This window comes from Luteibacter sp. P4_E6 (genome assembly GCF_056401535.1).
Genome location: NZ_JBFUJE010000021.1, coordinates 1 through 23749 on the forward strand (window position 1 = coordinate 1; position 23749 = coordinate 23749).

The following is a 23749-nucleotide window of genomic DNA, read 5'->3' on the forward strand; positions in this document are numbered from 1 at the left end:
GTTCGCGCCCTACGGCCAGCCGCAGCTGTCCGTGGCACCGGTCAGCTTGAACAACATCGAATCCATCGATGTCGTTCGCGGTGGCGGCGCCGTACGTTATGGGCCGCAGAACGTCGGCGGCATCATCAACTTCAATACGCGCGCCATCCCGACCACCCCCGACCTCAGCGGTGACGTCACCGTTCGCGAAAACGCCTACGGCAAGGGTGGCGGCAGCAACCAGCAGTACAGCACCTTCCTCGGTGCCACGATGAATAACGGGCTGGGACTCGCCCTGCTCTACTCCGGCATGACGGGCACGGACTGGCGTCGCGGCAGCGATGAGAAGGTCAACGACGTTGCCCTGAAGTTCCGTTATCCGGTGAGCCCGACCGCCGAGGTGTACGGCAAGCTCTCCTACTACGACGTGAAGTCGCGCACACCCGGCGGCCTGACCGTCGCCCAGTACGACGCCGACCCGTTCCAGAACACACGCCCCACCGACTTCTGGACGGGCCACCGTAAGGCCGCGGACGTTGGCTACATCAACACGTTGTCCGACGACAGCGAAGTCGAGGTGCGCGTGTACGATAACGAGAGCTATCGCAGCAGCACCCTTATCAACACGACGGGCACCCAGCTGGCCGTCCAGCCCCGCAACTACAAAGTGTTCGGCATCGAACCGCGCTACACCCAGCGCTTCGATCTGGGGCCGACGACCAACGACGTGACGGTGGGCTACCGTTACCTTCGCGAGCGCGGCGACGACGGCAGCTACAACCTCAGCACGGCCACCGGCAAGCTCACTGCACCCACCCGCTTCGATAATTCCACGGATGCCAACGCGGCCTATATCGACGACCGTATCGCCATCGGCAAGTGGCGCATCACGCCGGGCGTCCGCTTCGAGCACATCGATTCCGACCGTGTCGACACGACGCTGGGCCAGCAGTACAGCAGCTTGAACAACAAGCCGTTGCCGTCGCTCAACATCTCGTACCTGCTTACGCGCGACCTGACGCTGTTCACCGACTACGGCACTTCATTCGGTCCGGTGCAGAACATCCAGCTCAATTCGCAGTCCGCGACCAACCCGTTGAAGCCGGAACTCGCGCGCACCGCCGAACTGGGTGCGCGCTGGCAGGGACCGCAGCTGCACGCGGAACTGACCGTGTTCAAGATGCGCTTCGACAACCAGATCCTGCAGGTGCCGGGCGTCCAGCCGCCGACCTTCCAGAACATCGGCGCGACCAACCACAAGGGCCTGGAGTCGGCGATCGACTATCAGTTCGCGGAGCAGTCGGCACTGCACGGCCTCGACCTGTACGCGAACTTCACCTATACGAAGGCGATCCAGGAATCGGGCACCACCGCAGGCCTCGATGTACCGTTTTACTCCCGTCGCACCGACACCGCGGGCGCGAAGTACCAGGTAGGTCTATGGACCTTCAACCTGTCCAGCACTCACCAGAGCGGTCAGTTCGCCGATACGGCCAACACCGTCCAGGAGACGCCGGATGCGCGCGTCGGTCGTATCCCGGGCTTCCGCCTGTGGAATGCGCAGGTGAGCTGGCAGATTCCGGCATGGAAAGGCAGCAGCATCGATGCCGGCGTGAACAACCTGGCCGACAAGCGTTTCTATACGCGCAATGTCGACGGCAACGCCGGACGCATGGTCGGCGCGCCGCGGACGACGTACGTGCAGTTCCGCGTGGCTATTTAACAGGAACGAACTCAGGGATTTCGGTACTTCGGTCCTTGAGGCAGGCCGCGCACGTCGTGGAGTCAAGTTCGACTTTCACGTAGTGCGTCTTGTCGACGCCAGGGCCCTCACCCTGGCGTCGATAGGTTTCATCAGCCCTCTCCAGCTGATGCGACGCCACGGCGGCGCGACCACCATCGAAGATGCTGGCCAGTTGATCGGGCGTCAGGTCGGGAATGCCGATATCCACCTCGACGGTCTTGAAGCAATCGTGCGCGCTCTGGTCCGTGCAGCGGACCGAATACGTAACCATGCGGAGTCTCCGTGGCGTGGCGGGGACGTCCGACTTTAAGCCCGCACCGGTTACCGTCGCTATCTACCAAGAGCCATAGTTACCGCGCTTGCAGAAGGCCCTCGGCGAGATGCCGGAAGGCGTCGACGGCGACTCGGTACACCGCCGTATCCCATCTGGACGGCGGTCGGGGTGAACTGGCTTACCCACCGAAGCAGCGCTGCCTTAGGAGCGCAGCTTCGCGCGCATCCCCAATGCGTCCACCGGACCCACGATGGCCGATACCGATGGGTTGTCCAGTAACGCGACGAGCATCGCCTTAGCCTCGCTGTCACTCCCTCGCGATACCCGTTCGACCAACTCGGCAAGCTTCAACGTGCTCACAGGCGCCGCCTGGGCAACCGGGGCCGGCGCTGCTCTGCGTGGAACGACCTTTGCGGTGGGCGCCGTAGCAGCCGCACCTGGCTGCTGCGTATGCGCCTGCGAGGTCGTGGGCTCGACGGTCAGCACCAACAGGTGGCGGTGGACGGTGCCAATGCCGAGCGAGCCGTTCAGCTGGAAATCGACCTCGAGCACCTCGAGCGAATTCTCGCGGCGGCCCACCGTCTGGGTGATCACGTCGCCAACGGACACCTGGGGCTCCGAGGCGCAGGGGAGGCTCACCAGGCCGTCCCTGGCATCCACACGCGCCTTGAAGACCGTCCCGTCGATGGTCACGCGGTCGGGYCACGCCGTTTTGGCATCCATGGGGTCGGCCTTGCAAAGAAAACCATGTTGCCACGGAACATGGCGGCGCATCTGCGACAATAGGGCTGCCCCAACGTCCAACTGGCCCCTCGCGATGAAGAAACCCAAGTCCGCCGCCCCTGCGGTGACGTCCCTGCACCCACGCAATCGCCACACCGGGCGCTATGACTTTGCCGAGCTCTCGCGGCAGTTGCCCTTGCTCGCGGCCTATGTCGGCGACAACGGCCACGGTGAGGACAGCATCGATTTCTCGGATCCGCACGCCGTTCGGGCGCTGAACCGGGCGCTGTTGAAGTCCCAGTACGGCATCGCTCATTGGGACATCCCACCGGACTATCTGGTGCCACCCATCCCGGGCCGCGCCGACTACGTGCACGGCGTGGCGGATCTGCTGGCCAGTTCCAACGGGGGTCAGATTCCCACCGGGGCCGGCGTTCGCGCGCTGGACATCGGCACGGGTGCGAACCTGATCTACCCGCTCATCGGCAACCGCGAATATGGTTGGCGGTTTACCGCCTCCGAAGTGGACACACACGCGCTGCGTGCCGCCAAAGGCATCGTCGATGGTAACCCGGGCCTCGGAGACGGGATCTTCCTGCGCCGCCAGGAGAACCCGATCCACGTCTTCGAGCAGTTATTACGCCCCGAAGATCGCTTCGACGTCAGCATGTGCAACCCGCCGTTCCATGCCTCCGCCCGCGAAGCCGCGGCAGGCAACATCCGCAAGACACGCAACCTGGACAAGAACGCGCCCCCGCGAACCACCAACCTCAACTTCGGTGGCCAGGGTCGCGAGCTGTGGTGCCAGGGCGGTGAGGAACGTTTCATCCGCACGATGATCACCGAAAGCACAAGTTACTCGCGCACGGTGCTCTGGTTCACCACGCTGGTCGCGCGGAGCGAACACCTCAATGAGATCTACCGCGCGCTCACCCACGCGAAGGCGCTCGACGTGCGCACGGTCAACATGGCCCAGGGCAACAAGCAGAGCCGCTTCGTCGCCTGGACCTTCCAGGATGAAGCCTCGCACCGTGCCTGGAACCTCGAGCGTGAGAAAAAACGGACCGCCGGTTACTGAGTACGTCAGCCGGCCACCGATTACCTTTTCAAATCCGTAACTTATCGCCGGTTTCGATAGGCTCAGCCTCTTGTCACGATAACTTCAATCAATTTCTGCAATCTCTGGCCTGCCCGTATAGTCGGCTCTATGCGTTCATAGGCAATGCCGGATTGCGACCCTTCGCGCCGGCCCACCCCAGGAGAAGCGCGAATGACGAACGAAGCGAAGTGCCCGTTCAATCACACCGCCGGCGGCGGTACGACGAACAAGGATTGGTGGCCCAAACAGCTACGCGTGGATCTGCTCAACCAGCACTCTTCCCGATCCAACCCGATGGACCCTGACTTCAACTACGCCGAGGCATTCAAGAAACTCGACCTGGCGGCAGTGAAGAAAGATCTCCTGGCCGTCATGACCGACTCGCAGGATTGGTGGCCTGCCGACTTCGGCCACTATGGCGGACTCTTCATTCGGATGGCCTGGCATAGCGCCGGCACCTATCGCATCGGCGATGGCCGTGGCGGCGGTGGCCGCGGTCAGCAGCGTTTCGCCCCGTTGAACAGCTGGCCCGATAACGTCAGCCTGGATAAGGCACGTCGCCTGATCTGGCCGGTCAAGCAGAAATACGGCCGCAGCATCTCCTGGGCCGATCTCATCATCCTCACCGGCAATGTCGCCCTGGAAAGCATGGGCTTCAAGACGTTCGGCTTCGCCGGCGGCCGCGAAGACACCTGGGAACCGGACCAGGACGTCTACTGGGGTACGGAAACGGAGTGGCTTGGCGGCGACCACCGCTACGGCAAAGGCAAGACCCAGGGCAACGAGCACGACGCCGGCGCGCACGAGGAAGGCGTGATCACGGCCGAGGCCGAGCTGCACGGTATCGAAGAGGATCGCACCGAAGACGGGCGCCTCCTCGAGAACCCGCTGGCCGCGGTGCAGATGGGCCTGATCTACGTCAATCCGGAAGGTCCCGAAGGCAATCCCGATCCCATCGCATCGGCCATCGACATCCGCGAGACGTTCGGCCGCATGGCCATGAACGACGAAGAGACGGTGGCCCTGATCGCCGGCGGCCACACCTTCGGCAAGACGCATGGCGCGGGCGATGCCAAACACGTGTTGAATGAGCCGGAGACCGGTGGTCTCGAAGACCAGGGCTTTGGCTGGAAGAACACGTATGGCAGCGGCAAGGGTGCCGACACGATCACCAGCGGCCTGGAAGTCACCTGGACCCAGACCCCGACGAAGTGGAGCAACCAGTTCTTCGAGAACCTGTTCGGTCACGAATGGGAACTGACCAAGAGCCCGGCGGGTGCGAACCAGTGGGTCGCCAAGGACGCCGAGGAAACCATTCCCGACGCCTACGATGCCTCGAAGCGACACCGCCCCACCATGCTCACGACGGATCTGGCGCTCCGCCTCGATCCCGCCTATGAGAAGATTTCACGGCGCTTCCTCGAGCATCCGGACCAGTTTGCCGACGCCTTCGCACGTGCCTGGTACAAGCTGACCCACCGTGACATGGGACCGCGTGCACGCTATCTCGGCCCGGAAGTACCGCAGGAAGAGCTCCTCTGGCAGGATCCCATCCCCGCCGTGGACCATGCGCTGGTCACCGACAGCGACGTTGCCTCGCTCAAGGCGAAGATCCTCGCGTCAGGCCTTACCATTTCAGAGCTCGTCTCCACGGCATGGGCTTCGGCATCCACCTTCCGCGGGTCGGACAAACGCGGTGGCGCCAACGGTGCACGCATCCGCCTGGCACCGCAGAAGGATTGGAAGGTCAATCAGCCCGCGCAGTTGTCGAAGGTACTGGCGAAGCTGGAAAGCATCCGCTCCGAGTTCAGCACGGGCGGCAAGAAGATCTCCCTTGCCGACCTGATCGTGCTGGCCGGTAGCGCCGCCGTCGAGCAGGCGGCGAAAGATGGCGGGCAAGCGGTCGCGGTTCCTTTTGCCCCCGGCCGTACCGACGCCTCGCAGGAACAGACGGATGTCGAGTCGTTCAGCTCGCTCGAGCCGGTCGCCGATGGCTTCCGCAACTTCCTCAAGGGCAAGTACAGCGTGCCCGCTACGGCGTTGCTGATCGACAAGGCGCAGCTGTTGACCCTTACCGCATCGGAGATGACCGTGCTCATCGGCGGCCTTCGTGTGATCGGCGCGAACGTCGAAGGCGCCTCGCATGGTGTCTTCACCGATCGTCCCGGCAAGCTGACGAACGACTTCTTCCGCAACCTGCTCGACATGCGCACGGAGTGGAAGCAGACCTCGCGCGACACGTTCGAAGGTAGCGAGCGCGGCAAGGGCACCCACAAGTGGACAGCCACGAGTGTCGACCTGGTCTTCGGTTCGCATGCCGTGCTGCGTGCCCACGCCGAGGTGTACGGTAGCTCGGATGCCAACGAGAAGTTCGTCAAGGACTTCGTCGCGGCCTGGACGAAGGTGATGAATCTGGATCGTTACGATCTGAAGAAGTAACGACACCGTAAGGCAGAAGCGCCCGCCCCGGTCTCGTACCCGGGCGGGCTTTTTTGTGGGAGCCAGCTATGCCGGCGATGGTGTTACCGCGACCTGGCTATCGCCGCTGAAAGCGGCTCCCACATGGTCTGTTTGACGCCCTGGCAACCTTTCCACCGTCGGCAGGAACAAATGCTGCTCGCTTTCGACAAGCCATCCTGTCAACCCCGACGGATGGTACGTGGCGAATCATCAGAGGAATACCCGCATGCACGAATACATCACGATCACGTCGGACGCAGGCGACTTCGGAGCGTACGTTTCCTATCCCGAGGCAGAAAAGGCGCCGTCGGTGGTCGTGCTTCACGAAGTCTTCGGCGTCAACGAGGACGTTCGCCAGACTTGCGACGCCCTCGCCGCACAGGGCTTCCTTGCCGTGGCACCGGACCTGTTCTGGCGTCAGCAGCCGGGCGTCGATCTGAGTGTCACGTCCGAGGCTGACTGGAAAGCCGGACTGGCGCTGTACATGGCCTACAACCGCGACGAAGGCGTAGCCGACGTGATCGCCACCATCGCGGCCGCCGGCAAACTCAAGGGCGCGACCGGCAAGGTTGCCGTGATGGGTTACTGCCTCGGTGGCCTGATGACCTTCCTGACCGCCGCACGAAGCAAGGTCGACGCTGCTGTCGCCTTTCACGGCGGCGACACGGAAAGCTATCTCAACGAGGCGGGTTCGATCACCGCGCCCTTCATCATGCATCTCGCCGAGGAAGACGAGTACATCTCGAAAACCGCGCAGGCGGATATCAAGAAGGCACTCGCCGGCAAACCCAACGTCACCATCTACAGCTACCCCGGCTGCAACCACGCGTTCTCGCGCCATGGTGGCGCTCACTATGACGCGGCCGCCGCCAAGCTGGCCAACGATCGCACCTGGGCCTTCCTGAAAGAAAAGCTCGCCTGAGGCAACCCCCGCTCCCGTGTAGGAGCCGATTCATCGGCGAACCCCAGATCGCCGACAAAATCGCCGATAAATCGGCTCCTACCGGGTACGGATCAGTCCAGACATTCAGGGCCATCGTCGGCCGGCCCTGCCTTGCGCGAACCTGACGATACTGTAATCGCGGTTCCCCGCCGCACTCCGTATGATTCAGCTCATACAACGCGGGAACCGTCATGCGTCTGCTTGTGATCGAAGATGAAAAGAAAGCCGGCGAGTACCTGAAGAAGGGCCTCGAAGAATCAGGCTTTACCGTGGACATTGCGTCCAACGGTGTCGACGGTCTGCACCTGGCCCTCGAGGAGGACTATGCACTGGTCGTGCTCGACGTGATGCTGCCGGGCATGGACGGTTGGGCGGTCCTCAAGAACCTTCGGGTCAAGAAAGATACCCCTGTCCTGTTCCTGACGGCCATCGACGAGATCGAGGAGCGGGTAAAAGGCCTTGAACTCGGCGGCGACGACTACCTGGTCAAGCCGTTCGCGTTTGTCGAGCTGTTGGCGCGCATACGCACCCTGCTCCGCCGCGGACCACCACGCGACATCGATCACATGCATATCGGTGACCTGGAGATCGATGCCGTGCGTCGGCGTGTCCGTCGTGGTGGGCAGCGCGTCGATCTCACCCCGCGAGAATTCTCGCTGTTGCAGCTGCTGGGTCGTCGCCGCGGCGAAGTGCTCAGTCGCACGCAGATCGCGTCCTACGTATGGGACATGAATTTCGACAGTGACACCAATGTCGTCGAAGTCGCCATTCGCCGGCTGCGCGCAAAGGTCGACGACGGCCATGACGTGAAGTTGATCCATACGGTTCGCGGCATGGGTTACGTGCTCGACGTGGAAGCGGAGGACGGCTGATGCTTCGCCTGTCACTGAAAGCCCGCCTCACCGGCACCTTCGTGGTCATCACGGTGGTCTGTTTCACCGTGGTGGGCGTGCTGCTGATGAACGCGGTGTACCGGCGCATCTACCAGCAGGATGAGATCAACCTCGTCCTGTCCGCGCGGCACCTGCGCCGGTTCATCGGCGAGCTCGATTCGACCGACGATCTCGTCGCGCACCAGGCACGGCTGACCTGGAGCGTGCTCGGCGATACCGAGAACGCGCTGCGCATCACGGACAAGGACGGTAAGGTTCTCGTCGACCACGACCTCTCCCACTTCACGGTGCAGGCACAGGCCGTCGCGCCGGCCGACCAGCGCCTTACAGTGACCGATATCCGCTCCTGGAACGACGGCGACGGGGAAATTCGTGGCGTATCCACCCTGGCGGCGCTGAAGGACGGGAGCATGGTTACGGTGACGGTGGCCCGTTCCATGGCGGACCGGTCCGTCCTGCTCCTGCGTTACCGGTGGGACACCGTGATAGCCCTCTTGCTGGGCACACTGGCAGCCACCGTACTCAGTTACCTGCTGATCCACCGCGCCCTGCGTCCGCTACGCGCCATGACAGCGAGCGCCTCATCGGTCACCGCCCACCGCCTGAGTACGCGGCTTTCCGCGGAGAACACCCCGGCGGAGCTACATGCGCTGGCACACGCGCTCAATGAAATGCTCACGCGCCTGGAGGAAGGCTTCGACCGCCTCTGGCAGTTCACGGTGGACCTGGCGCATGACCTGCGCACACCGGTCGCCATCCTCCGTGGCAGCAACGAAGTCGCGCTGAGCCGTCCGCGCAGCGTGGCCGAGTATCAATCGCTTCTCGGTTCGAATATCGAGGAGTGCGACCGGGTAAGCCAGCGCATCGAGAGCATGCTGTTCATCGCACGTGCCGAGAATCCCCAGTTCGCCTTGCAGCGTCTCGTTATCGACACCAACGAAGAACTGCATCTGCTTGCCGACTATTACGAAGGCATCGCCTCGGACGCCGGCGTCGTGGTTCGGATCGATGCGCACGCCACCGTCTACGCCGACCGTGACCTCTTCCGTCGCGCTGTGAGCAACCTGCTATCGAACGCCCTTCGTTACACGCCGTCCGGTGCGACACTTTCGCTGATCGCGACGACGACCGAGACCGGCGTGAGCGTATCGGTGGAGAATCCGGGGCCGGGCATCGCGCCCGATCATCTCGAAAAGGTTTTCGACCGCTTCTACCGCGTGGATCGGTCGCGCACCGACTCCAACATGTCTACCGGCCTGGGGCTGTCGATCGTCAAGAGCATCATGGATCTGCATGGCGGCGATGTGCTGGCAACGAGTGAACTCGAAGGCCTCACCCGGTTCACGCTGCGCTTTCCCCGGGTCACGATCCCCGACTAGCCAGCCATGCACGCACGCCATCGAGCGACCTGAATTCGTCGACACTGCGCGCGGCAACACCGGGGTACGTGGCGGAGACCATGTCGGCGAGCGCCCTGCCTGGACCGAGTTCCAGGAACACGTCGGCGCCCGCTTCGACGCATGCATCCAGGCAAGCCTTCCATTRCACCGGCTGCGAGATTTGCCGTGCCAGCTTGTCCAGCCCTTGCGAGACCTCGAGCACCGGTGCCCCGTCGATGCCGCTGAACAGGCGCGTGCCGTAGGACACCGCGCGGCCCACGGCGACGCTGGCCAGTCGCTGCCGAAAGCTTGCGCTGGCTTCCGTCATGAAGCGGGTATGGGAGGCGATGCCAACCCTCACCGGCACCACGCGCGACGCGCCCTTCTGCCGCGCGTCTGCCGCGATAGCGTCGAGCGCCGACGCAAGGCCCGCCAGCACATAGGCGTCGCCCGGATTGACGATGGCAAGGGCAGCCTCGCGTTGGTCGACCAAGGCGTCGACGACCGACCGGTCCAGCCCACGCACGAACAGCATGCCCTGCTCGCCCTCACGCGCCCGGTCCATGGCGTCGGCGCGGGCGTCGATGAGCTCGAGGACTTCGTTGGACGTCAACAGGCCAGCTACACCCCGCGCCGCCACTTCGCCAACGCTATAACCGGCGATGCAACGTTCCGGAGGAAGGTCACGCGCTAACGCTGCCGCGACCGTCAACGCCTGGATCGCGCATAGCCGCTGCGCGTGACGGTTCTCGCGAAAAGCTTCCTCGCTGGCCGTCTTCACCCAGCGACGAGGGTCTTCTCCAAACAAGGTCGCGCCCATCGCGAAGATATCCGACGCTTCGGCTGCGTCTTTCGTCAGCTCGAACATCCCGGCATGCTGACCGCCCTGTCCCGAGCAAAGTAGGGCTATACGCATAGAACCTCTCTTAGTCGCATAGCCCTGCCCCGTCGAGGTCCGCCGCGAAGAGGGTCATCGCGAGCAGGTCCGCGGCACCGCCGGGGCTGAGGTTCCGGTCGACGAAAGCGTGATGAATCTCCTCGGCACGGGCACGCCAGTCGTCCTGGCCAATCCCGCCYCGATCGAGAAAGGATGCCGCTTGCTCACGGGCGAACCGCAGCCCTTCGCTGCCACCGCGATGCAGCAGGTTCGTATCTTCGAGCGCGGCAATCAGGACGAAACAGACCTGCACCCTCGCCGCCTCGTCGTCGCCCTGCGCCAGGATGTTTGCCGCGACCCATGCGGGCATGGCGATATCGTAGACGGTCGGAAAGCCCATCGCCGCTTCCCGCCTTGCGCCGCCGGCCCCATAGCGGCGCCCGGCCACTTCGCCGTGGCTGGACGACAGGCGCGGACCGCCCAGGATGTCGTTACCCCAACGCAACGCAACGCTGTCACCCAGCGATAGCCCAGCCGCCACATGGCCGGCCGCACGCAGTCCCGCGGCCGCACACAGCAAGCCCATGCCGAAGATGGCGCCGCGGTGCGTGTTGACGCCGCCGGTGGCATGAAGCATCGCTACTTCCGCACGGAGGCCGATTTTCCGCAGCGCCGGCATGTTGTCATTCCGGATACCCGCTTCGACGAGTTCGGCGAGAAAGGGTGCGATTGCCGCTGCGCTGCGATTGAACGTCGCGGCGTCCATGTCCGAATGACTGCCCGTGTCCACGTGGCTGACGAGCCCGGGCTTGGGCCAGGTGTGAACCTCCTGACAAAGCGCTCGTCGGGCTTGCTCGGCGACCCGCGTGGCGAATGAGGCGGCGGAGAGGCTTGTCGTCGCAGGAACCATGGACAGATTGGGCTGGGTGCTCATGCGAAGGCTCCGAGGAAAGCATGTTGCGTGACAAGCACGACGTCGCTCGCTGTCTTCAAGGCGATCTCGCCACCGGCATGTAGCTCTCGCCAATTGGCACCCGCGCCATCCGCGCGCAGTACTTCGCCGTCGATGCGCACGGGAGCGCGCGCATCGAGCGCGGCGAGTTCGTCAAGGAAACCGCCGATGCGATGTCGGCGAGGCACCGTCCATGCGAGGTCCACGTCGGACCCCGGCGCAACGTAGTTCAAACCGGTCAGCCATTGCCACGCGAGGCTGCCGAACACGCGGGCGTCCACGTCGTAACGAAGGGCAAGCGCGATCAGTTCGCGCAGACAGGGCTTCCAGGCCTCCGGCGCCGTGTCGAACACATCGGGCAAGGCGGGCAGCGGCATGAGTGCTTCGATATCGTCGCTGTTGATCTGCAGCGCGATACGGCGCTTGCCCGCCCACGGGGGCAAGGGCAATCCCAAGGGGATCCCGTCGCCTTCTCCCGGAAGCGGCCGCCGTACGACGAGTGGCCAAGCGTTCCGAGCCCATTCCCGCAGGAGGGGCTCGCCGGCGAGATCGGCACGCACGCTCAACACGCGGTCCCAGGCAGCGGGAACCACCGTGACGAGTTGATGCCGCCTCAGCGGCGTATCAAACGGATGCGAGGGCGAGTTCACGAACGCGCTCCGCAATATCGGCCGCCTTGGGACGTCCTTGCCGCTGCTTACCGAGCTGGTCACGGGTATCCACCTGCATTGCAGCGCCATCGACCGCGGTCAGTACCGCTTCGAGTTGGTCGGCCAGCGAGCGCGTCGGATCCAGCACCGCTGCCACGCCGCCGGTCTGCGCGAGGTTATCCAGCCCCGGTGCGAAGACCGGTGTCGATTTCGCCTTCTCCTGCAGGACCTCGATCGGCAGCTTGGTCACGCGCGACATCGAAGGCAGGTCCATGACGGCCGGTTCGGCACCCGGCAGCGCCAGCAGCACGCGGGTTGCCAGGGCTGTTGCAATGAAGGCGCCCGCCGCGGTGTGACCGTAGAGCAAACCGATCGTCGGATGGCCGTGCGCATCCGCGTGGATGAGACACTTCGCCAGGTGCGCCAGGTACTCGCTGAGGCCGAGCATCTCGTCGCGCTTGCTCATGCGCTGGCTGTCGCTGTCGACGAGAACCAGGATCGGATCGTTGCTCCCGCTCGTGGTCACGTCCAGCACGTGACGCGCGAGTCGTGCCGCTTCGTCGATGCCGACCGGCAAGCGCCCGTCCACGCCGATCACGGCCAGTTGGCTACCCGAGGGTAGCGTCCCCCGGCCGGAGGCAAGACCGCCTTGGACAATCACCTCATGCCCGCCGGGAAACAGCGAGGCGAGGATCTCAGCGAGCAACATGACGTGTCTCCTTCAGCCCGTCGGCAAGGGCCACAAAGTCTTCGAAAGCCATTCCCGGAAGGGATTGCGGATCCGTTGCGCCCATGGACCGCCAGATGTCGATCGCATCCGCACAGGCGCCGAAGCGCTCGATGCGCTGCTCGAGACGCACTTGCTCGGCCTGCAGTGTGTCCAGGTCCAGCGCAGCGGCATGTTCGATGACATAGCGTGCCGCGTCGCGAAAGCTGGCCACGGTGTCGTCGGCGAAGACGTCGGCGCCACCGATCAGGTAACGCTGCTTACCACCCATGGTGCGCCAGACCAGCGCGCGGTCCTTCGAGTCGAATTCCTCGACGCCACGGTTGGTCTCGATGACCTCGGGTCCCGACACGCTGATACGCCCCTGCTCGGAGACGGCGAGCGCGGAGCAGCTGCCCGCGGTGAGACCACCGCCGCCGTAGCAGCCAGCACGCCCACCGACCAGGCCGACCACCGGCACGCCGGCAAGACGCGCTTCCACCACGGCGCGCATGATCTCGGCGATAGCCAGCTCACCGGCATTGGCTTCCTGGAGTCGCACTCCGCCGGTATCGAACAGGATCACGACAGGGATGGAGCCGATGTCGCGAGCTGCGCGAAGCAGCCCCGTCAACTTGGCACCATGTACCTCACCGAACGCGCCCCCCATGAAGCGACCTTCCTGTGCGGCGATAAACACCGGCTTCCCATCGAGCAGACCGCGCCCGACGATCATGCCGTCGTCGAACTGCTCGGGCAGGTCGAACAGCGACAGGTGCGGACTCGTCTCGCGCTGCTCCGGGCCGATGAATTCGACGAAGCTGTCCTGGTCGAGCATCTCCTTGACGCGCTGGCGGGCACTCGCCTCGAACCAGCTGGGGCTGCTCATGAGCGCTCTCCCTCGATGGCACGCACGGCCTGGGCGAGGCGCAAGGCAACCAYGTCGGGACGTGCGCCGCCATCGTTGATCGAGAGCTTCAGGCCACCCGGCGAACTGCGGCCGACGAAATCCACGACCACGGCGCTCCAGACATCGCCGAAGCCCTCGACGGGAGTGCGAATGTCTACCTCGCATTCGCCATCGGGGAGGCTGCGCTCGACCAGGACTTCCAGGTTCCCGGATGCCACGACGCCAACGATTGCCTGATCACGTGTGCCTTTCGCACGAAGCGCGGTAACGTGCCGATACGTAAGCTTTTCCACGACTTTCTCCTTACCAGTTTCTGAACCGGGACGGCGGCGCGTACAGGCCACCGGACCAGCGCACGAGATCTTTGATGGAGCTGGCGGCCAGCATCCGGCGATCGGCATCCAGTGGATCGATGCCAAGGTCTTCAGGGCGACGAATGACACCGCGCTCGCGTAGACGTTGCACCATCTTCGCGTCCCTGCCCCGACCGATGGCCGTGTACCCGGCGACGCCACGAATGGCTTGCTCGCGCTCGTCGTTGTCGCGGCAGAGCAGCAGGTTGGCGATGCCCTCCTCGGTCACGATGTGGGTCACGTCGTCGCCGTAGACCATCACCGGCGCGAGATCCAGGTCGAGCTTGCGGGCGAGTTCGATGGCGTCGAGATGCTCCACGAACAGGGGAACGTTCTTGTCGCCGAAGGTCTCGCCGATCTGCACGACCAGCTTGCGACCGCGGCGCATCAGGGCCGGGCTGTCCGGATCGGCTTCCTTGCCGGCGCGCAGCCAGGGCTCACTCGGGTGACGACGTCCGCGGGCATCGCTGCCCATGTTCGGGGCGCCGCCGAAGCCGGCCACCCGGTCGGTCGTCACGGTGGACGAATTTCCCTGGAGGTCGATCTGCAGGGTCGAGCCGATGAACATGTCGCAGGCATAGAGGCCGGCCACCTGTGAGAACGCGCGATTGGACCGCAGCGATCCATCGGGGCCCGTGAAATAGACGTCCGAACGGGCACGAATGTAGTCGTCCATACCCACTTCGGAGCCAAAGCTGTGGATCTGCTTGACCCAGCCCGATTCGATGGCAGGAATCAACGTGGGATGGGGATTGAGCGCCCAATGGCTTGCCACCTTGCCCTTGAGACCAAGGCGCTCGCCATAGGTCGGCAGCAAGAGTTCGATGGCTGCCGTGTTGAACCCGATGCCGTGATTCAGGCGTTGTACGCCGTACGGCGCATAGATGCCCTTGATCGCCAGCATGGCGGTAAGGATCTGCGTCTCCGTAATGGCGGCAGGATCCCGCGTGAAGAGCGGTTCGACGTAGAACGGCTTGTCGCTTTCGATGACGTAGTTCACCCAGTCACTGGGAATATCGATGCGAGGCAGTTTATCGACCACCTCGTTCACCTGGGCGATGACAATGCCGTCCTTGAACGCGGCCGCCTCGACAATGGCCGGCGTATCTTCGGTATTCGGCCCGGTATACAGGTTGCCTTCGCGATCCGCGCTCACCGCAGCGATCAACGCCACCTGCGGTGTCAGGTCGATAAAGTAGCGGGCGAACAGCTCGAGGTAGGTATGCACCGCGCCCAGCTCGATCTTGCCGCCGAACAGCAGCCTGGCGATGCGCTGCGACTGTGGACCCGAGAACGCGTAGTCCAGCCGTCTGGCAATCCCACGTTCGAAGATATCCAGGTGTTCCGGCAGCACGACACCTGACTGGACCATATGCAGGTCGTGCAGCTTGCCGCTGTCCGCGGCGGCAAGTGCCGCCGCCAGCAGATCGGCCTGCTTCTGGTTGTCGCCTTCGATGCAGACGCGGTCACCCGGCTGGATGACTGCTTCCAGCAGAGCTGTCGCGTCCTTCCTTGCAACGTGCTTGCCCTTGGCATATCTGGCACCGGCCTGCAGCCTCGATGCTCGTGCGATTCTTGCGCTATCCCAGACCGTCATGGTTCTCTCCGGAGACGTTCGATCGCTTACGGAATGGCGTTACGTGCTGCGTCCTCGATCAACGCGGCGACTTCCTTCGGGTGCGATTCGTACACGGAGTGGCTCGCACCCTGGACCTCGATAGTGTGGGCGTGTGCGCGCTTGGCGTACATCCGCTCCAGGTCCGGATTGATGATGCGATCGGCCGTGGCCACCGCATACCAGGTGGGCTTGGTCTTCCAGGCCGGCTGGCCGGCGGGCACCGTGAACACTTCGGCCGCCGTGAGCTCCTGCGCCTGGGCCTCGAATTCCGCCTGGGGCTTGGGCAGGTCGGCGGCGAAGTCGGCGGGATAGAACGCCGGATCGAGATAGGTGAACCCGTCGGCCGTCTTCTTCACCGCCTTGGTCTTGTTCGGGTAAAGCTTGCCGTTGGCGACTTCGGTCTCGCCCTGGTCCAGCGCGTGCGCAGCGATGTAAACCAGCCCAACGACCTTGGGATCGTTGCCGACGTCGGTCACGATCGCGCCACCGTAGCTATGGCCGACGAGGATGGTCGGGCCTTCCTGCAAGTCGACGATGCGCTTTACGGCGGTCACGTCGTCGTTGAACGAGGTAAGGGGGTGCTCGGCGATGGAGACGTGGTAACCGTCTTTGGCGAGGATCTCGTAGACGGGCTTCCAACCACTGCCGTTTACCCACGCGCCATGGACCAGCACGATGTTCTTCACTGGCGTGGCGGCGGCCGCGGGGTCGCTCATGATCGCGGCGCCCAGCAGAAGGCCGGCAGAGAGAAGAAAACCCTTCGTCGTCTTGTTCATCATCGTCGTGCTCTCGGAATGCGGTGCGATTCGACCGTGGAATCATGCTGCGCCCGCGGGGGTTACCGAAGACTGGCCCCCGGATGACAAACTCGTAAGCATTCCGTCGGAGCGTCCAAGCGACGGGCATTGGCTTCAAATTCACCATACGCCCGAGTACGCTGTCCTCATCGCCTCTCCCTGTGAGCCAGCATGTCCGAAGCTTCCGTCGATCCGCTGTTCCAGCCGTTCACCATCAAGGGCGTCCAGCTCAAGAACCGTATCGTCATGGCCCCCATGACCCGGCTCTTTACAGCGAAGGGCGTGCCCGGCGAAGCCAACGCGGCCTACTACCGCCGACGCGCGGAAGCCGACGTGGGCCTGATCATTTCCGAGGGTACGGTCGTCGATCGCCCTGCTTCACGTAATGAACAGAACATCCCTTCGTTCTACGGGGATGCAGCGCTCGATGGCTGGCGTAGCGTCATCGACGGGGTCCATGCGGCCGGTGGGAAGATGGGCCCGCAGATCTGGCATACCGGCGCCACGCGTGGCAGGTATGGCTGGGCGCCTGGTTCGCCAACGGAAAGTCCCTCCGGCCTGAACGGTCCCGGCGATGCGAACGGCAAGGCCATGACCGACGAAGATATCGCCGACACGGTCACGGCGTTTGCCAACGCCGCTGCGCATGCGAAAGCGCTTGGCTTCGACGTGGTCGAGCTGCACGGCGCCCACGGTTACCTCATCGACCAATTCTTCTGGAGTGGTTCGAATGCGCGCACCGACCGGTACGGCGGCGCCACGCTCGCCGAGCGTTCACGTTTCGCCAGCGAGGTCGTGGCAGCGGTTCGCGCCGCGATCGGCCCGGACATGCCGTTGCTACTGCGAGTCAGCCAGTGGAAGCAGCAGGACTATCACGCGCGGCTGGCACACACGCCTGCCGAAATGCAGGCCTGGCTTTCGCCGCTGGTCGCTGCCGGCGTGGACGTGCTCCATTGCTCGCAGCGGCGGTTCTGGGAGCCCGAGTTTGCCGACGTCGATGGCCCCGAGGGTCTCAACTTCGCGGGTTGGGCAAAGAAGCTGACCGGCGCCGCGACGATCGCGGTGGGATCCGTTGGCCTTTCCGGCGACTTCCTCAAGGCATTCGCCGGCGAGAGCTCGTCACCGGTCGGGCTCGACCAGCTGGTGGCGCGCCTGGAGCGCAACGAATTCGATCTGGTCGCTGTCGGTCGTGCGCTGCTCAACGATCCGGACTGGGTATCGAAGGTTCGTACCGGCGACGCCGCCGGCATGAAACCCTTCAGCCCGGCCGCGATGTCCGAGCTGCTCTGACGCGTCAGGCCAGCGTCGTCAGCTCGACGGGCAGTACCGTGTCGCCGCTGATGATCTGGGCCTGGCCGTCCTGGACCATGAACTGGATCTGCATCGTTCGCTGTGTGAGGGCAGCGAGCGCTTCGACCGTGGCCGGCGCGATGTCGATCACCGAAACGTTCTTCGTGCGAGCCACGGCGGCCGAGGTCTTCTTCCACCAAACTTCGGCGCTGCGTCCGCTATATGTGTAGACGATGACGCGGTTGGCGCGGCCCGCTGCACGGCGGATGCGCTGTTCATCGGGCTGGCCGACCTCGATCCACAGGTCCACCTCGCCAGTGAGTTCCTTGCGCCACAGATCCGGCTCGTCCTCGGAGCTGATGCCCTTGCCGAAGGCCAGTGAGTCATCCGCATTCAGGGCGAAAGCCAGCACCCGGACCATCATCCGCTCGTCGGTTTCCGACGGGTGCTGGGCGATGGTGAGGGGGTGCGCCTGGTAATAGTGCCGGTCCATGTCGCTGACCTGCAGATCGGCCTTGAAGACCGTGGATTTGAGTGCCATGGGGCGATTCTACAGGACTCCGTCCCCTTCCCCTCGGCGACCGCCCGCGGGATGATCGGGCCAGGGGTTCCAAAGGGGGGGGGTCGCATGTCGCATCAGGATCAACAGGTCGAACGGCTCACGTTCTTCTCGGACGCCGTTTTCGCCATCGCCATGACCTTGCTGGTCATCGACATCAAGGTGCCGGAGCCGGCCGTGAGCACGGACGAGGCCTGGGTGCAGGCACTGGCCAACCTCATTCCCCACTTTGTCGGCTTCGTCCTGACCTTCTACGTCGTCGGGGCCCTCTGGGCGGCGCATCACCGCACCTTCGGCCGACTCCGCCACTACGATCCGGCCATCGTCTGGCCAAACCTGACCTTGCTCATGCTGGTTGCCTTCATCCCGTTCCCGACGGCGTTGATGAGCACCCACTTCACCGACCGCGTACCCCAGATGTTCTACGCCTTCACCCTGCTGGTAGCGGGCCTGTGCCAGTACCGCTTGGTCAAACGCACGCTCCGGCCGCCGTATCTGTACGACGATGTCACCACGGACGATGTCGCTGTCGCGATCCGCCGCAGCCTGGGCATGCCGTGCATGGCGGCCCTGGCGATCGTCATCGCCATCTGGTGGCCCGGCTTGAGCAATCTGCCGCTCATGGTGACGCCGTTCTTCGTCATGCTCTTGGCACGCATGAAGAAGGCGCCCGCGATCGTGCTGCCCCAGGATCAGCCCTGAGGCGTCACCCCGTGCCGCGAATGGCGGCAAGCAAGGCGTCGCGACCAAACGGCTTCTGCAGCTGCACGGCGATGCCGGCGGAAACCGCCGGCAGCTCGGCATAACCGCTCGCCAGCACCACGCGCAGGCCCGGGCGGCGGTTAGCAAGCTCGGCAGCCAATTCGGATCCGGTCATGCCGGGCATCGCGTGATCCGTCACCACGGCAACGAGTTCGTCGAGCGTTTCCAGCCGTCGAAGTGCTTCATGGCCCGAGGAAGCTCCACGCGCATCGTATCCCGCGTAGTTGAGCATCTCGACGGCCGTGGACAACACGAGCGGGTCGTCGTCGACGACCAGAATCACAGGCAACGGCCCCTGTTCTTCCGCAATGTGCCGGATCGCGCGCTGGGGAACGACGGGGGCGACTTCCTGGAGAGCGCCAGGCACCGACGGCGCGACCGGCAGATAGATCGTGACGGTCGTGCCGGTGCTCTCGCTGCTCTCCAGTTGCAACGCACCACCCAATTGCTGGGCGATCCCGTGAACCATGGACAGGCCCAGGCCGGTGCCTTTGCCAACGCCCTTGGTCGTAAAAAAAGGCTCCGTCGCCCGCGCAAGCGTCGCGGCATCCATGCCGCTGCCGGTGTCGGCGATCGAGAGCTTCACATACCTGCCGGACGGAATAGCAAGGGTTTGCGAGTGGATAACCTCGTCAGTCACGGCACGAATGGTGATCACGCCGCCCTCCGACATCGCGTCACGCGCGTTGACGCAGAGGTTGAGGACGCAGAGCTCCAGCTGGTTGATGTCGCCCATCACCTCGGGCAGTGACAGCGGAAAGCGGACTTCGATCGCGATCGACGGACCCAGCGAGGTTCGAAGGAGATCCGACATGCCCGATATCAGCGTGACCACGTTGACCGGTTCGACGTGCAGCTGCTGCCGGCGCGCAAAGGCGAGCATGCGCTGCGTCAGGGTCACGCCACGTCGCACACCGGTCAATGCGTTGCCCACGAGGCGATTGAGCCGCTCGGGCAGTTCGGCGTGGTCACGCATCAATTCCAGATTGCCCTGCACCGCCATCAGCAGGTTGTTGAAATCGTGCGCGACACCCCCTGTGAGCTGGCCGACTGCCTCGAGCTTCTGCGACTGGAACAACGCTTCGCGGGCTTCTTCCAGTGCAAGGGCGGCCGCACGCCGTTCGGTAACGTCGCGCGTGACCTTCGCAAATCCGATCAGCTCGCCGGCGTCGTCCGTAATACGGTCGATGACCACGTGCGCCCAGAAGCGGCTGCCGTCCTTGCGCTGTCGCCAGCCCTCGGTTTCGATGCGCCCCTCGCGTACCACGGCGGCCAGGTTCGTCATCGGTTCACCGCGGGCAACATCTTCGCGGGTGAAGAAGGCCGAATAGTGACGTCCTATGACCTCGTCGGGCRTGTATCCCTTGATGCGCTCGGCGCCGGAATTCCAGCTCGTCACGTGTCCGCCCGGATCCAGCATGTAGATGGCGTAGTCGGCCACGCCCTGAACCAGCATACGAAACTGCTCCTGGCTCCTCCGCAGTTCTTCCTCGACGCGCTTGCGTTCCGTGCGGTCGCGCATCACCACGCCGAAGCCGAGCGGCCGGTCGTCATCGCGCACCGGGTCAACCAGGATCTGCGCCCAGAACCGCGAGCCGTCCTTGCGAACCAGCCAACCGTCGAGTTCGCTACGTCCTTCGCTGAGTGCCACCTTCAGCAAGGTGTCGGCCACCCCCGCCGCGCTGTCGTCGCCGGAGAAGAGCAAGGAGAACGGTGCGCCGACCATGTCATCGGCGGTGTATCCGGTCGCATGGAAGGCGCCAGCATTCCACGTGGCCACGGTGCCGCCGGGCTGAAGCCAGAAGATCGCGTAGTCAGAGATGCCTTCGACCAGACGGCGGTAAGCGGAATCGTCCATGGTCACGGAAGAGGTGGGGGTATGCATGGTGCGAAGGTACTGCCTCTCGTCTGGCGCCCCGTGAAGGCGCCTTCACATGATGGGTGATCGCCGGTCAGTCTTCCTCGGCATCGACCGGAGCGACATCCATACCGTCGTACGCACCCAGTGCGTGTTCGGCGGCAAACCGGTACAAGGCGTCGTTGCGCTGGTCGAGGCTGTCCGGCGTGTGCACTTCGATTTTCTCGACGTGGAGCATCCACAGGTCCGCAGCGGCTGGCTCGTCCTTGTCGGCCAGGAAGACGTCGACGAAGCGGTAGCCATCCTGTTCGAGGGCGGGCACGACGGCACGAAGTTTTTCAGCCGAGGCGTCGGTGAAGAAGAAACCCCAGATCAGCGGTGCGGACAGGTCCCAGTCGGTGTTGTCGGCGATCTGTTCGAACATCAACTCAAGCTGTTTTTTCTCGATCACGGCGGCGTTTCCTGTAAGAAGCGACGCAGGATACTGCGAAGACGACTTTTTGTATCCGGCTGTACCTGTCGAAGTGTTGGATGCAATCACCCGGCGCGTGGCGACGTTATCGTAAGTTTTTCCAGTGTTTTCAGGAGGGCCAGCGATGTCGGATGAACTCGATCGGAAACGGCGGCATTTTGTCGGTGCCACGGCCCTGGGCATGGCGTTCGCCCCGTTCGGGATGAATGCCATCGCCAGCTCGAAAGCCGGCACGGTTCCAGCGCCGGCCACCGGAACGACACCCCCCGCCGGAGCGACATCGTTCCACAGCCTCAAGCAGGTCAAGGCCGGCGTCCTCGATATCGGTTACGCCGAAGACGGCCCGGCCAGGGGGCCGGTGGTCATTCTCGTCCATGGCTGGCCCTACGACATCTATAGCTTCGTGGATGTCGCCCCGATCCTCGCGGCAGCGGGATACCGGGTGATCGTTCCCTTCCTCCGTGGTTATGGCAGCACGACGTTCCTTTCGGCAGATACCCCGCGCAACGGCCAGCAGGCTGCGATCGCCGCCGACATCCTTGCCTTGATGGATGCCCTCAAGATCAAGAAAGCCACCCTCGGCGGCTTCGACTGGGGCGCCCGCACGGTCAATATCATGGCCGCGCTCTGGCCCGAGCGCTGCAAGGCGATGGTCTCCGTGAGCGGCTACCTCATCGGCAGCCAGGAGGCGAACAAGAAGCCGCTGCCGCCGAAAGCGGAACTGCAGTGGTGGTATCAGTTCTATTTCGCCACCGAGCGGGGGCGCGACGGCTATGCCCAGCACACGCGGGATTTCGTCCGCCTGATCTGGGAACAGGCGTCACCTCAGTGGCACTTCGACGACGCGACATTCGAACGCTCGGCACCTGCCTTCACCAACCCCGACCATGTTGCGGTATCGATCCACAACTATCGCTGGCGCCTTGGCCTTGCGGAGGGTGAGCCGCAGTTCGACGCGCTGGAAGCGAAGCTCGCCACGTTCCCGTCCATCGGCATACCGACGATCACGATGGAAGGCGACGCCAATGGTGCACCGCATCCGGATCCGGCCAATTATGCGAAGAAGTTCACCGGCAAATACGAGCACCGACTGATCACCGGCGGCATCGGGCACAACCTGCCGCAAGAGGCACCGCAGGCGTTCGCCAAAGCGATCATCGACGTCGACAAGGTCTAACGCAGGTCGACTTCGTCCTCGAGCCTCTCCACGGACACAGCCAGCTTGTTATCGCGAAGTGCGAACGCGGAGTGGCCCTGCTCCAGATCGCCCACCGCGACGCGGTCACGCGTGGCGGTGACGTTGGCGTCCGCCTTGCGAACGGCCACGTCGAACACGACAGGCGAGAGGCTCGTCACCCTGACCTTTAGTTCGTCGCGGCTCTCGGCGTCTTCTACGGCCCGACTGCCCTGTTGCGAGGTCGAATAGACGAGGCCTTGCGAGTCCACCACGACAACCATGACGCGGTACGGTTTATCGTCGTACGTTGCCGTGACGACGAAGGTCTTTACGAAGGCCACGGTTTGCGCGGTGTACGGAATCGGTGGAATGAGTTCGTCGGCGACCGGCGCGACGCCACGGGTGAGCGCCGGAATACCCAGGGTCAAGGTGGCCGGCACGCTGGCATGCACGGAAGCAACGGCATGTGCAGCGCCGGGTGGCGCGGCGGCGGATGCCGCCACCGGCAGGGAAACAGCCACCAAGATGAGCATTGCGGCGCGCATGCCCGGTCATCCTCGCGTCAACGTCGACATCCATTAGGCACCGTGTGCGGACCCCGTTCCATCCGTACTTGTACGCATAGCCGGCCAGAACCTTAGAATGGCGACCCCCACCCCCGTTTTTTTCGCCGCCTGCCGCGGTGTCAGGAGTTCTCTTGTCCCATTATTCCGGCCCGCTGCTGACGCTCCCGCTAGCCCAGGCGCTATGGGACGCGCGCGGTGCGGGGGCGCTCGACTGGACGGGATCGATGGATCTGGGGCGCAGCGAAGAACGCGTCGGCCTTCGGGCGGAAGCCTGGGAAAGGCAGGGCCACGCTTACCCTTATCCGGGCAAGCTCAAGGACCGCACGATCTACTTCTGGGATGGCGATGAGTTCTCGCCGGTGTCGCGCTTCTCGGGTTCGTTGATCAAGCTGGTGCCGACGTCATGGGGCGCACCAACGTTCGAGATCGATGGCATCAAGATGCTGCCTACCTCGAAGGAATCCCCCATCGAGGACGCACGCCGCAAGGTCGCGCTCGTCGAACCACGCGGCAAGGTGGTGCTCGATACCTGTGGGGGCCTGGGCTACTTTGCGGCGTGCTGCCTGGAAAGCGGTGTGGCACGCATTCTTTCGTTCGAAAAAAACGAGGATGTGCTCTGGTTGCGTACGCTGAATCCCTGGTCACCGGATCCCGATGCCGCATCCAGCGAAGGGCGCCTGCAACTCACCCATGGCGATGTGTCACAGG

24 protein-coding genes are annotated in these 23749 nt (G+C 64.0%); 10 read left to right on the forward strand and 14 right to left on the reverse strand.

Translation table 11 applies throughout. From position 1 onward, the window contains the following. The coding region (locus AC1DT2_RS02980) for a TonB-dependent receptor family protein (protein ID WP_477294166.1) at positions 1-1702 on the forward strand (1702 nt) is incomplete at its 5' end. Here AC1DT2_RS02980 and AC1DT2_RS02985 read toward each other — a convergent pair. Together AC1DT2_RS02985 and AC1DT2_RS02990 are read right to left on the reverse strand one after the other, a co-directional pair. Continuing rightward, the gene (locus tag AC1DT2_RS02985; RefSeq protein WP_477294168.1) at positions 1695-1994 is read right to left on the reverse strand and encodes a hypothetical protein; all 300 of its coding nucleotides are present in this window, start codon (positions 1992-1994) and stop codon (positions 1695-1697) included. The two genes, AC1DT2_RS02980 and AC1DT2_RS02985, sit on opposite strands and share 8 nt — an antisense overlap. A gap of 204 nt (positions 1995-2198) precedes the next feature. Then, entirely contained in the window at positions 2199-2720 is a 522-nt protein-coding gene (locus AC1DT2_RS02990) for a hypothetical protein (RefSeq protein ID WP_477294170.1), read from the reverse strand. A gap of 94 nt (positions 2721-2814) precedes the next feature. Here AC1DT2_RS02990 and rlmF point away from each other — a divergent pair, with 94 nt between their 5' ends. From rlmF to AC1DT2_RS03015, 5 genes are all read left to right on the forward strand, one after another. Next, a complete protein-coding gene (gene rlmF / locus AC1DT2_RS02995; RefSeq protein ID WP_477294172.1) occupies positions 2815-3798 on the forward strand; it encodes a 23S rRNA (adenine(1618)-N(6))-methyltransferase RlmF in 984 nt (327 codons plus the stop codon). 192 nt (positions 3799-3990) lie between these two features. Beyond that, complete coding sequence (katG, locus tag AC1DT2_RS03000) at positions 3991-6258, forward strand: catalase/peroxidase HPI (RefSeq protein WP_477294174.1); 2268 nt, start codon at positions 3991-3993, stop codon at positions 6256-6258. A gap of 247 nt (positions 6259-6505) precedes the next feature. Further along, on the forward strand, positions 6506-7201 hold the full coding sequence (locus tag AC1DT2_RS03005) for a dienelactone hydrolase family protein (protein ID WP_213947358.1): 696 nt from the start codon (positions 6506-6508) through the stop codon (positions 7199-7201). A gap of 212 nt (positions 7202-7413) precedes the next feature. Further along, positions 7414-8094 carry a heavy metal response regulator transcription factor gene (locus tag AC1DT2_RS03010; protein ID WP_477294176.1) on the forward strand — a complete coding sequence of 227 codons (681 nt, stop codon included), beginning with the start codon at positions 7414-7416 and terminating at the stop codon, positions 8092-8094. Then, positions 8094-9494: a heavy metal sensor histidine kinase gene (locus tag AC1DT2_RS03015; protein WP_477294178.1), complete on the forward strand. Its 1401-nt coding sequence runs from the start codon at positions 8094-8096 to the stop codon at positions 9492-9494. Before AC1DT2_RS03010 ends, AC1DT2_RS03015 begins: the two co-directional genes overlap by 1 nt. Here the strand turns inward: AC1DT2_RS03015 and AC1DT2_RS03020 are convergent. The 8 genes from AC1DT2_RS03020 to AC1DT2_RS03055 are packed head-to-tail and all read right to left on the reverse strand — an operon-like array spanning position 9478 to position 16339. Next, positions 9478-10410 (reverse strand): acyltransferase domain-containing protein, encoded by a 933-nt coding sequence (locus tag AC1DT2_RS03020; RefSeq protein ID WP_477294180.1) that lies wholly within the window; start codon positions 10408-10410, stop codon positions 9478-9480. The genes AC1DT2_RS03015 and AC1DT2_RS03020 overlap by 17 nt on opposite strands. A 10-nt stretch (positions 10411-10420) precedes the next feature. Continuing rightward, positions 10421-11305 carry a triphosphoribosyl-dephospho-CoA synthase MdcB gene (mdcB, locus tag AC1DT2_RS03025; RefSeq protein WP_477294182.1) on the reverse strand — a complete coding sequence of 295 codons (885 nt, stop codon included), beginning with the start codon at positions 11303-11305 and terminating at the stop codon, positions 10421-10423. Beyond that, the gene (gene mdcG / locus AC1DT2_RS03030) at positions 11302-12063 is read right to left on the reverse strand and encodes a malonate decarboxylase holo-[acyl-carrier-protein] synthase (RefSeq protein WP_477294184.1); all 762 of its coding nucleotides are present in this window, start codon (positions 12061-12063) and stop codon (positions 11302-11304) included. Before mdcG ends, mdcB begins: the two co-directional genes overlap by 4 nt. Then, positions 11948-12682 carry a biotin-independent malonate decarboxylase subunit gamma gene (mdcE, locus tag AC1DT2_RS03035; RefSeq protein ID WP_477294186.1) on the reverse strand — a complete coding sequence of 245 codons (735 nt, stop codon included), beginning with the start codon at positions 12680-12682 and terminating at the stop codon, positions 11948-11950. Before mdcE ends, mdcG begins: the two co-directional genes overlap by 116 nt. Beyond that, positions 12669-13568 (reverse strand): biotin-independent malonate decarboxylase subunit beta, encoded by a 900-nt coding sequence (locus tag AC1DT2_RS03040; RefSeq protein WP_477294188.1) that lies wholly within the window; start codon positions 13566-13568, stop codon positions 12669-12671. The genes mdcE and AC1DT2_RS03040 overlap by 14 nt, the downstream gene beginning before the upstream one ends. Beyond that, positions 13565-13882 carry a malonate decarboxylase acyl carrier protein gene (gene mdcC / locus AC1DT2_RS03045; RefSeq protein WP_477294189.1) on the reverse strand — a complete coding sequence of 106 codons (318 nt, stop codon included), beginning with the start codon at positions 13880-13882 and terminating at the stop codon, positions 13565-13567. Before mdcC ends, AC1DT2_RS03040 begins: the two co-directional genes overlap by 4 nt. A 10-nt stretch (positions 13883-13892) precedes the next feature. Continuing rightward, positions 13893-15539 (reverse strand): malonate decarboxylase subunit alpha, encoded by a 1647-nt coding sequence (mdcA, locus tag AC1DT2_RS03050; RefSeq protein ID WP_477294191.1) that lies wholly within the window; start codon positions 15537-15539, stop codon positions 13893-13895. Between the two features lie 26 nt (positions 15540-15565). Continuing rightward, entirely contained in the window at positions 15566-16339 is a 774-nt protein-coding gene (locus tag AC1DT2_RS03055; protein WP_477294193.1) for an alpha/beta hydrolase, read from the reverse strand. Positions 16340-16528: 189 nt separating this feature from the next. Between AC1DT2_RS03055 and AC1DT2_RS03060 the strand changes: the two genes are divergently transcribed. Next, complete coding sequence (locus tag AC1DT2_RS03060; RefSeq protein ID WP_477294195.1) at positions 16529-17647, forward strand: NADH:flavin oxidoreductase; 1119 nt, start codon at positions 16529-16531, stop codon at positions 17645-17647. Between the two features lie 4 nt (positions 17648-17651). Here AC1DT2_RS03060 and AC1DT2_RS03065 read toward each other — a convergent pair whose 3' ends face one another. Then, positions 17652-18188 carry a YaeQ family protein gene (locus AC1DT2_RS03065; RefSeq protein WP_046967632.1) on the reverse strand — a complete coding sequence of 179 codons (537 nt, stop codon included), beginning with the start codon at positions 18186-18188 and terminating at the stop codon, positions 17652-17654. A gap of 87 nt (positions 18189-18275) precedes the next feature. Here AC1DT2_RS03065 and AC1DT2_RS03070 point away from each other — a divergent pair, with 87 nt between their 5' ends. Next, positions 18276-18908: a TMEM175 family protein gene (locus AC1DT2_RS03070; RefSeq protein WP_477294198.1), complete on the forward strand. Its 633-nt coding sequence runs from the start codon at positions 18276-18278 to the stop codon at positions 18906-18908. 4 nt (positions 18909-18912) lie between these two features. Here the strand turns inward: AC1DT2_RS03070 and AC1DT2_RS03075 are convergent, their stop codons facing one another. After that, the gene (locus AC1DT2_RS03075) at positions 18913-20853 is read right to left on the reverse strand and encodes a hybrid sensor histidine kinase/response regulator (RefSeq protein ID WP_477294200.1); all 1941 of its coding nucleotides are present in this window, start codon (positions 20851-20853) and stop codon (positions 18913-18915) included. Between the two features lie 67 nt (positions 20854-20920). Further along, entirely contained in the window at positions 20921-21277 is a 357-nt protein-coding gene (locus AC1DT2_RS03080) for a ribonuclease E inhibitor RraB (protein ID WP_477294202.1), read from the reverse strand. A 145-nt stretch (positions 21278-21422) separates the two neighbouring features. Here AC1DT2_RS03080 and AC1DT2_RS03085 point away from each other — a divergent pair, with 145 nt between their 5' ends. Next, the gene (locus AC1DT2_RS03085) at positions 21423-22475 is read left to right on the forward strand and encodes an alpha/beta fold hydrolase (protein ID WP_477294204.1); all 1053 of its coding nucleotides are present in this window, start codon (positions 21423-21425) and stop codon (positions 22473-22475) included. Here AC1DT2_RS03085 and AC1DT2_RS03090 read toward each other — a convergent pair. Continuing rightward, a complete protein-coding gene (locus tag AC1DT2_RS03090; protein WP_477294206.1) occupies positions 22472-23020 on the reverse strand; it encodes a hypothetical protein in 549 nt (182 codons plus the stop codon). The two genes, AC1DT2_RS03085 and AC1DT2_RS03090, sit on opposite strands and share 4 nt — an antisense overlap. Positions 23021-23172: 152 nt before the next feature. On the opposite strand from AC1DT2_RS03090, the gene AC1DT2_RS03095 reads away from it, so the two are divergent. Beyond that, positions 23173-23749, forward strand: a 577-nt coding sequence (locus AC1DT2_RS03095; protein ID WP_477294208.1) for an SAM-dependent methyltransferase, incomplete at its 3' end; no start/stop codon positions are given.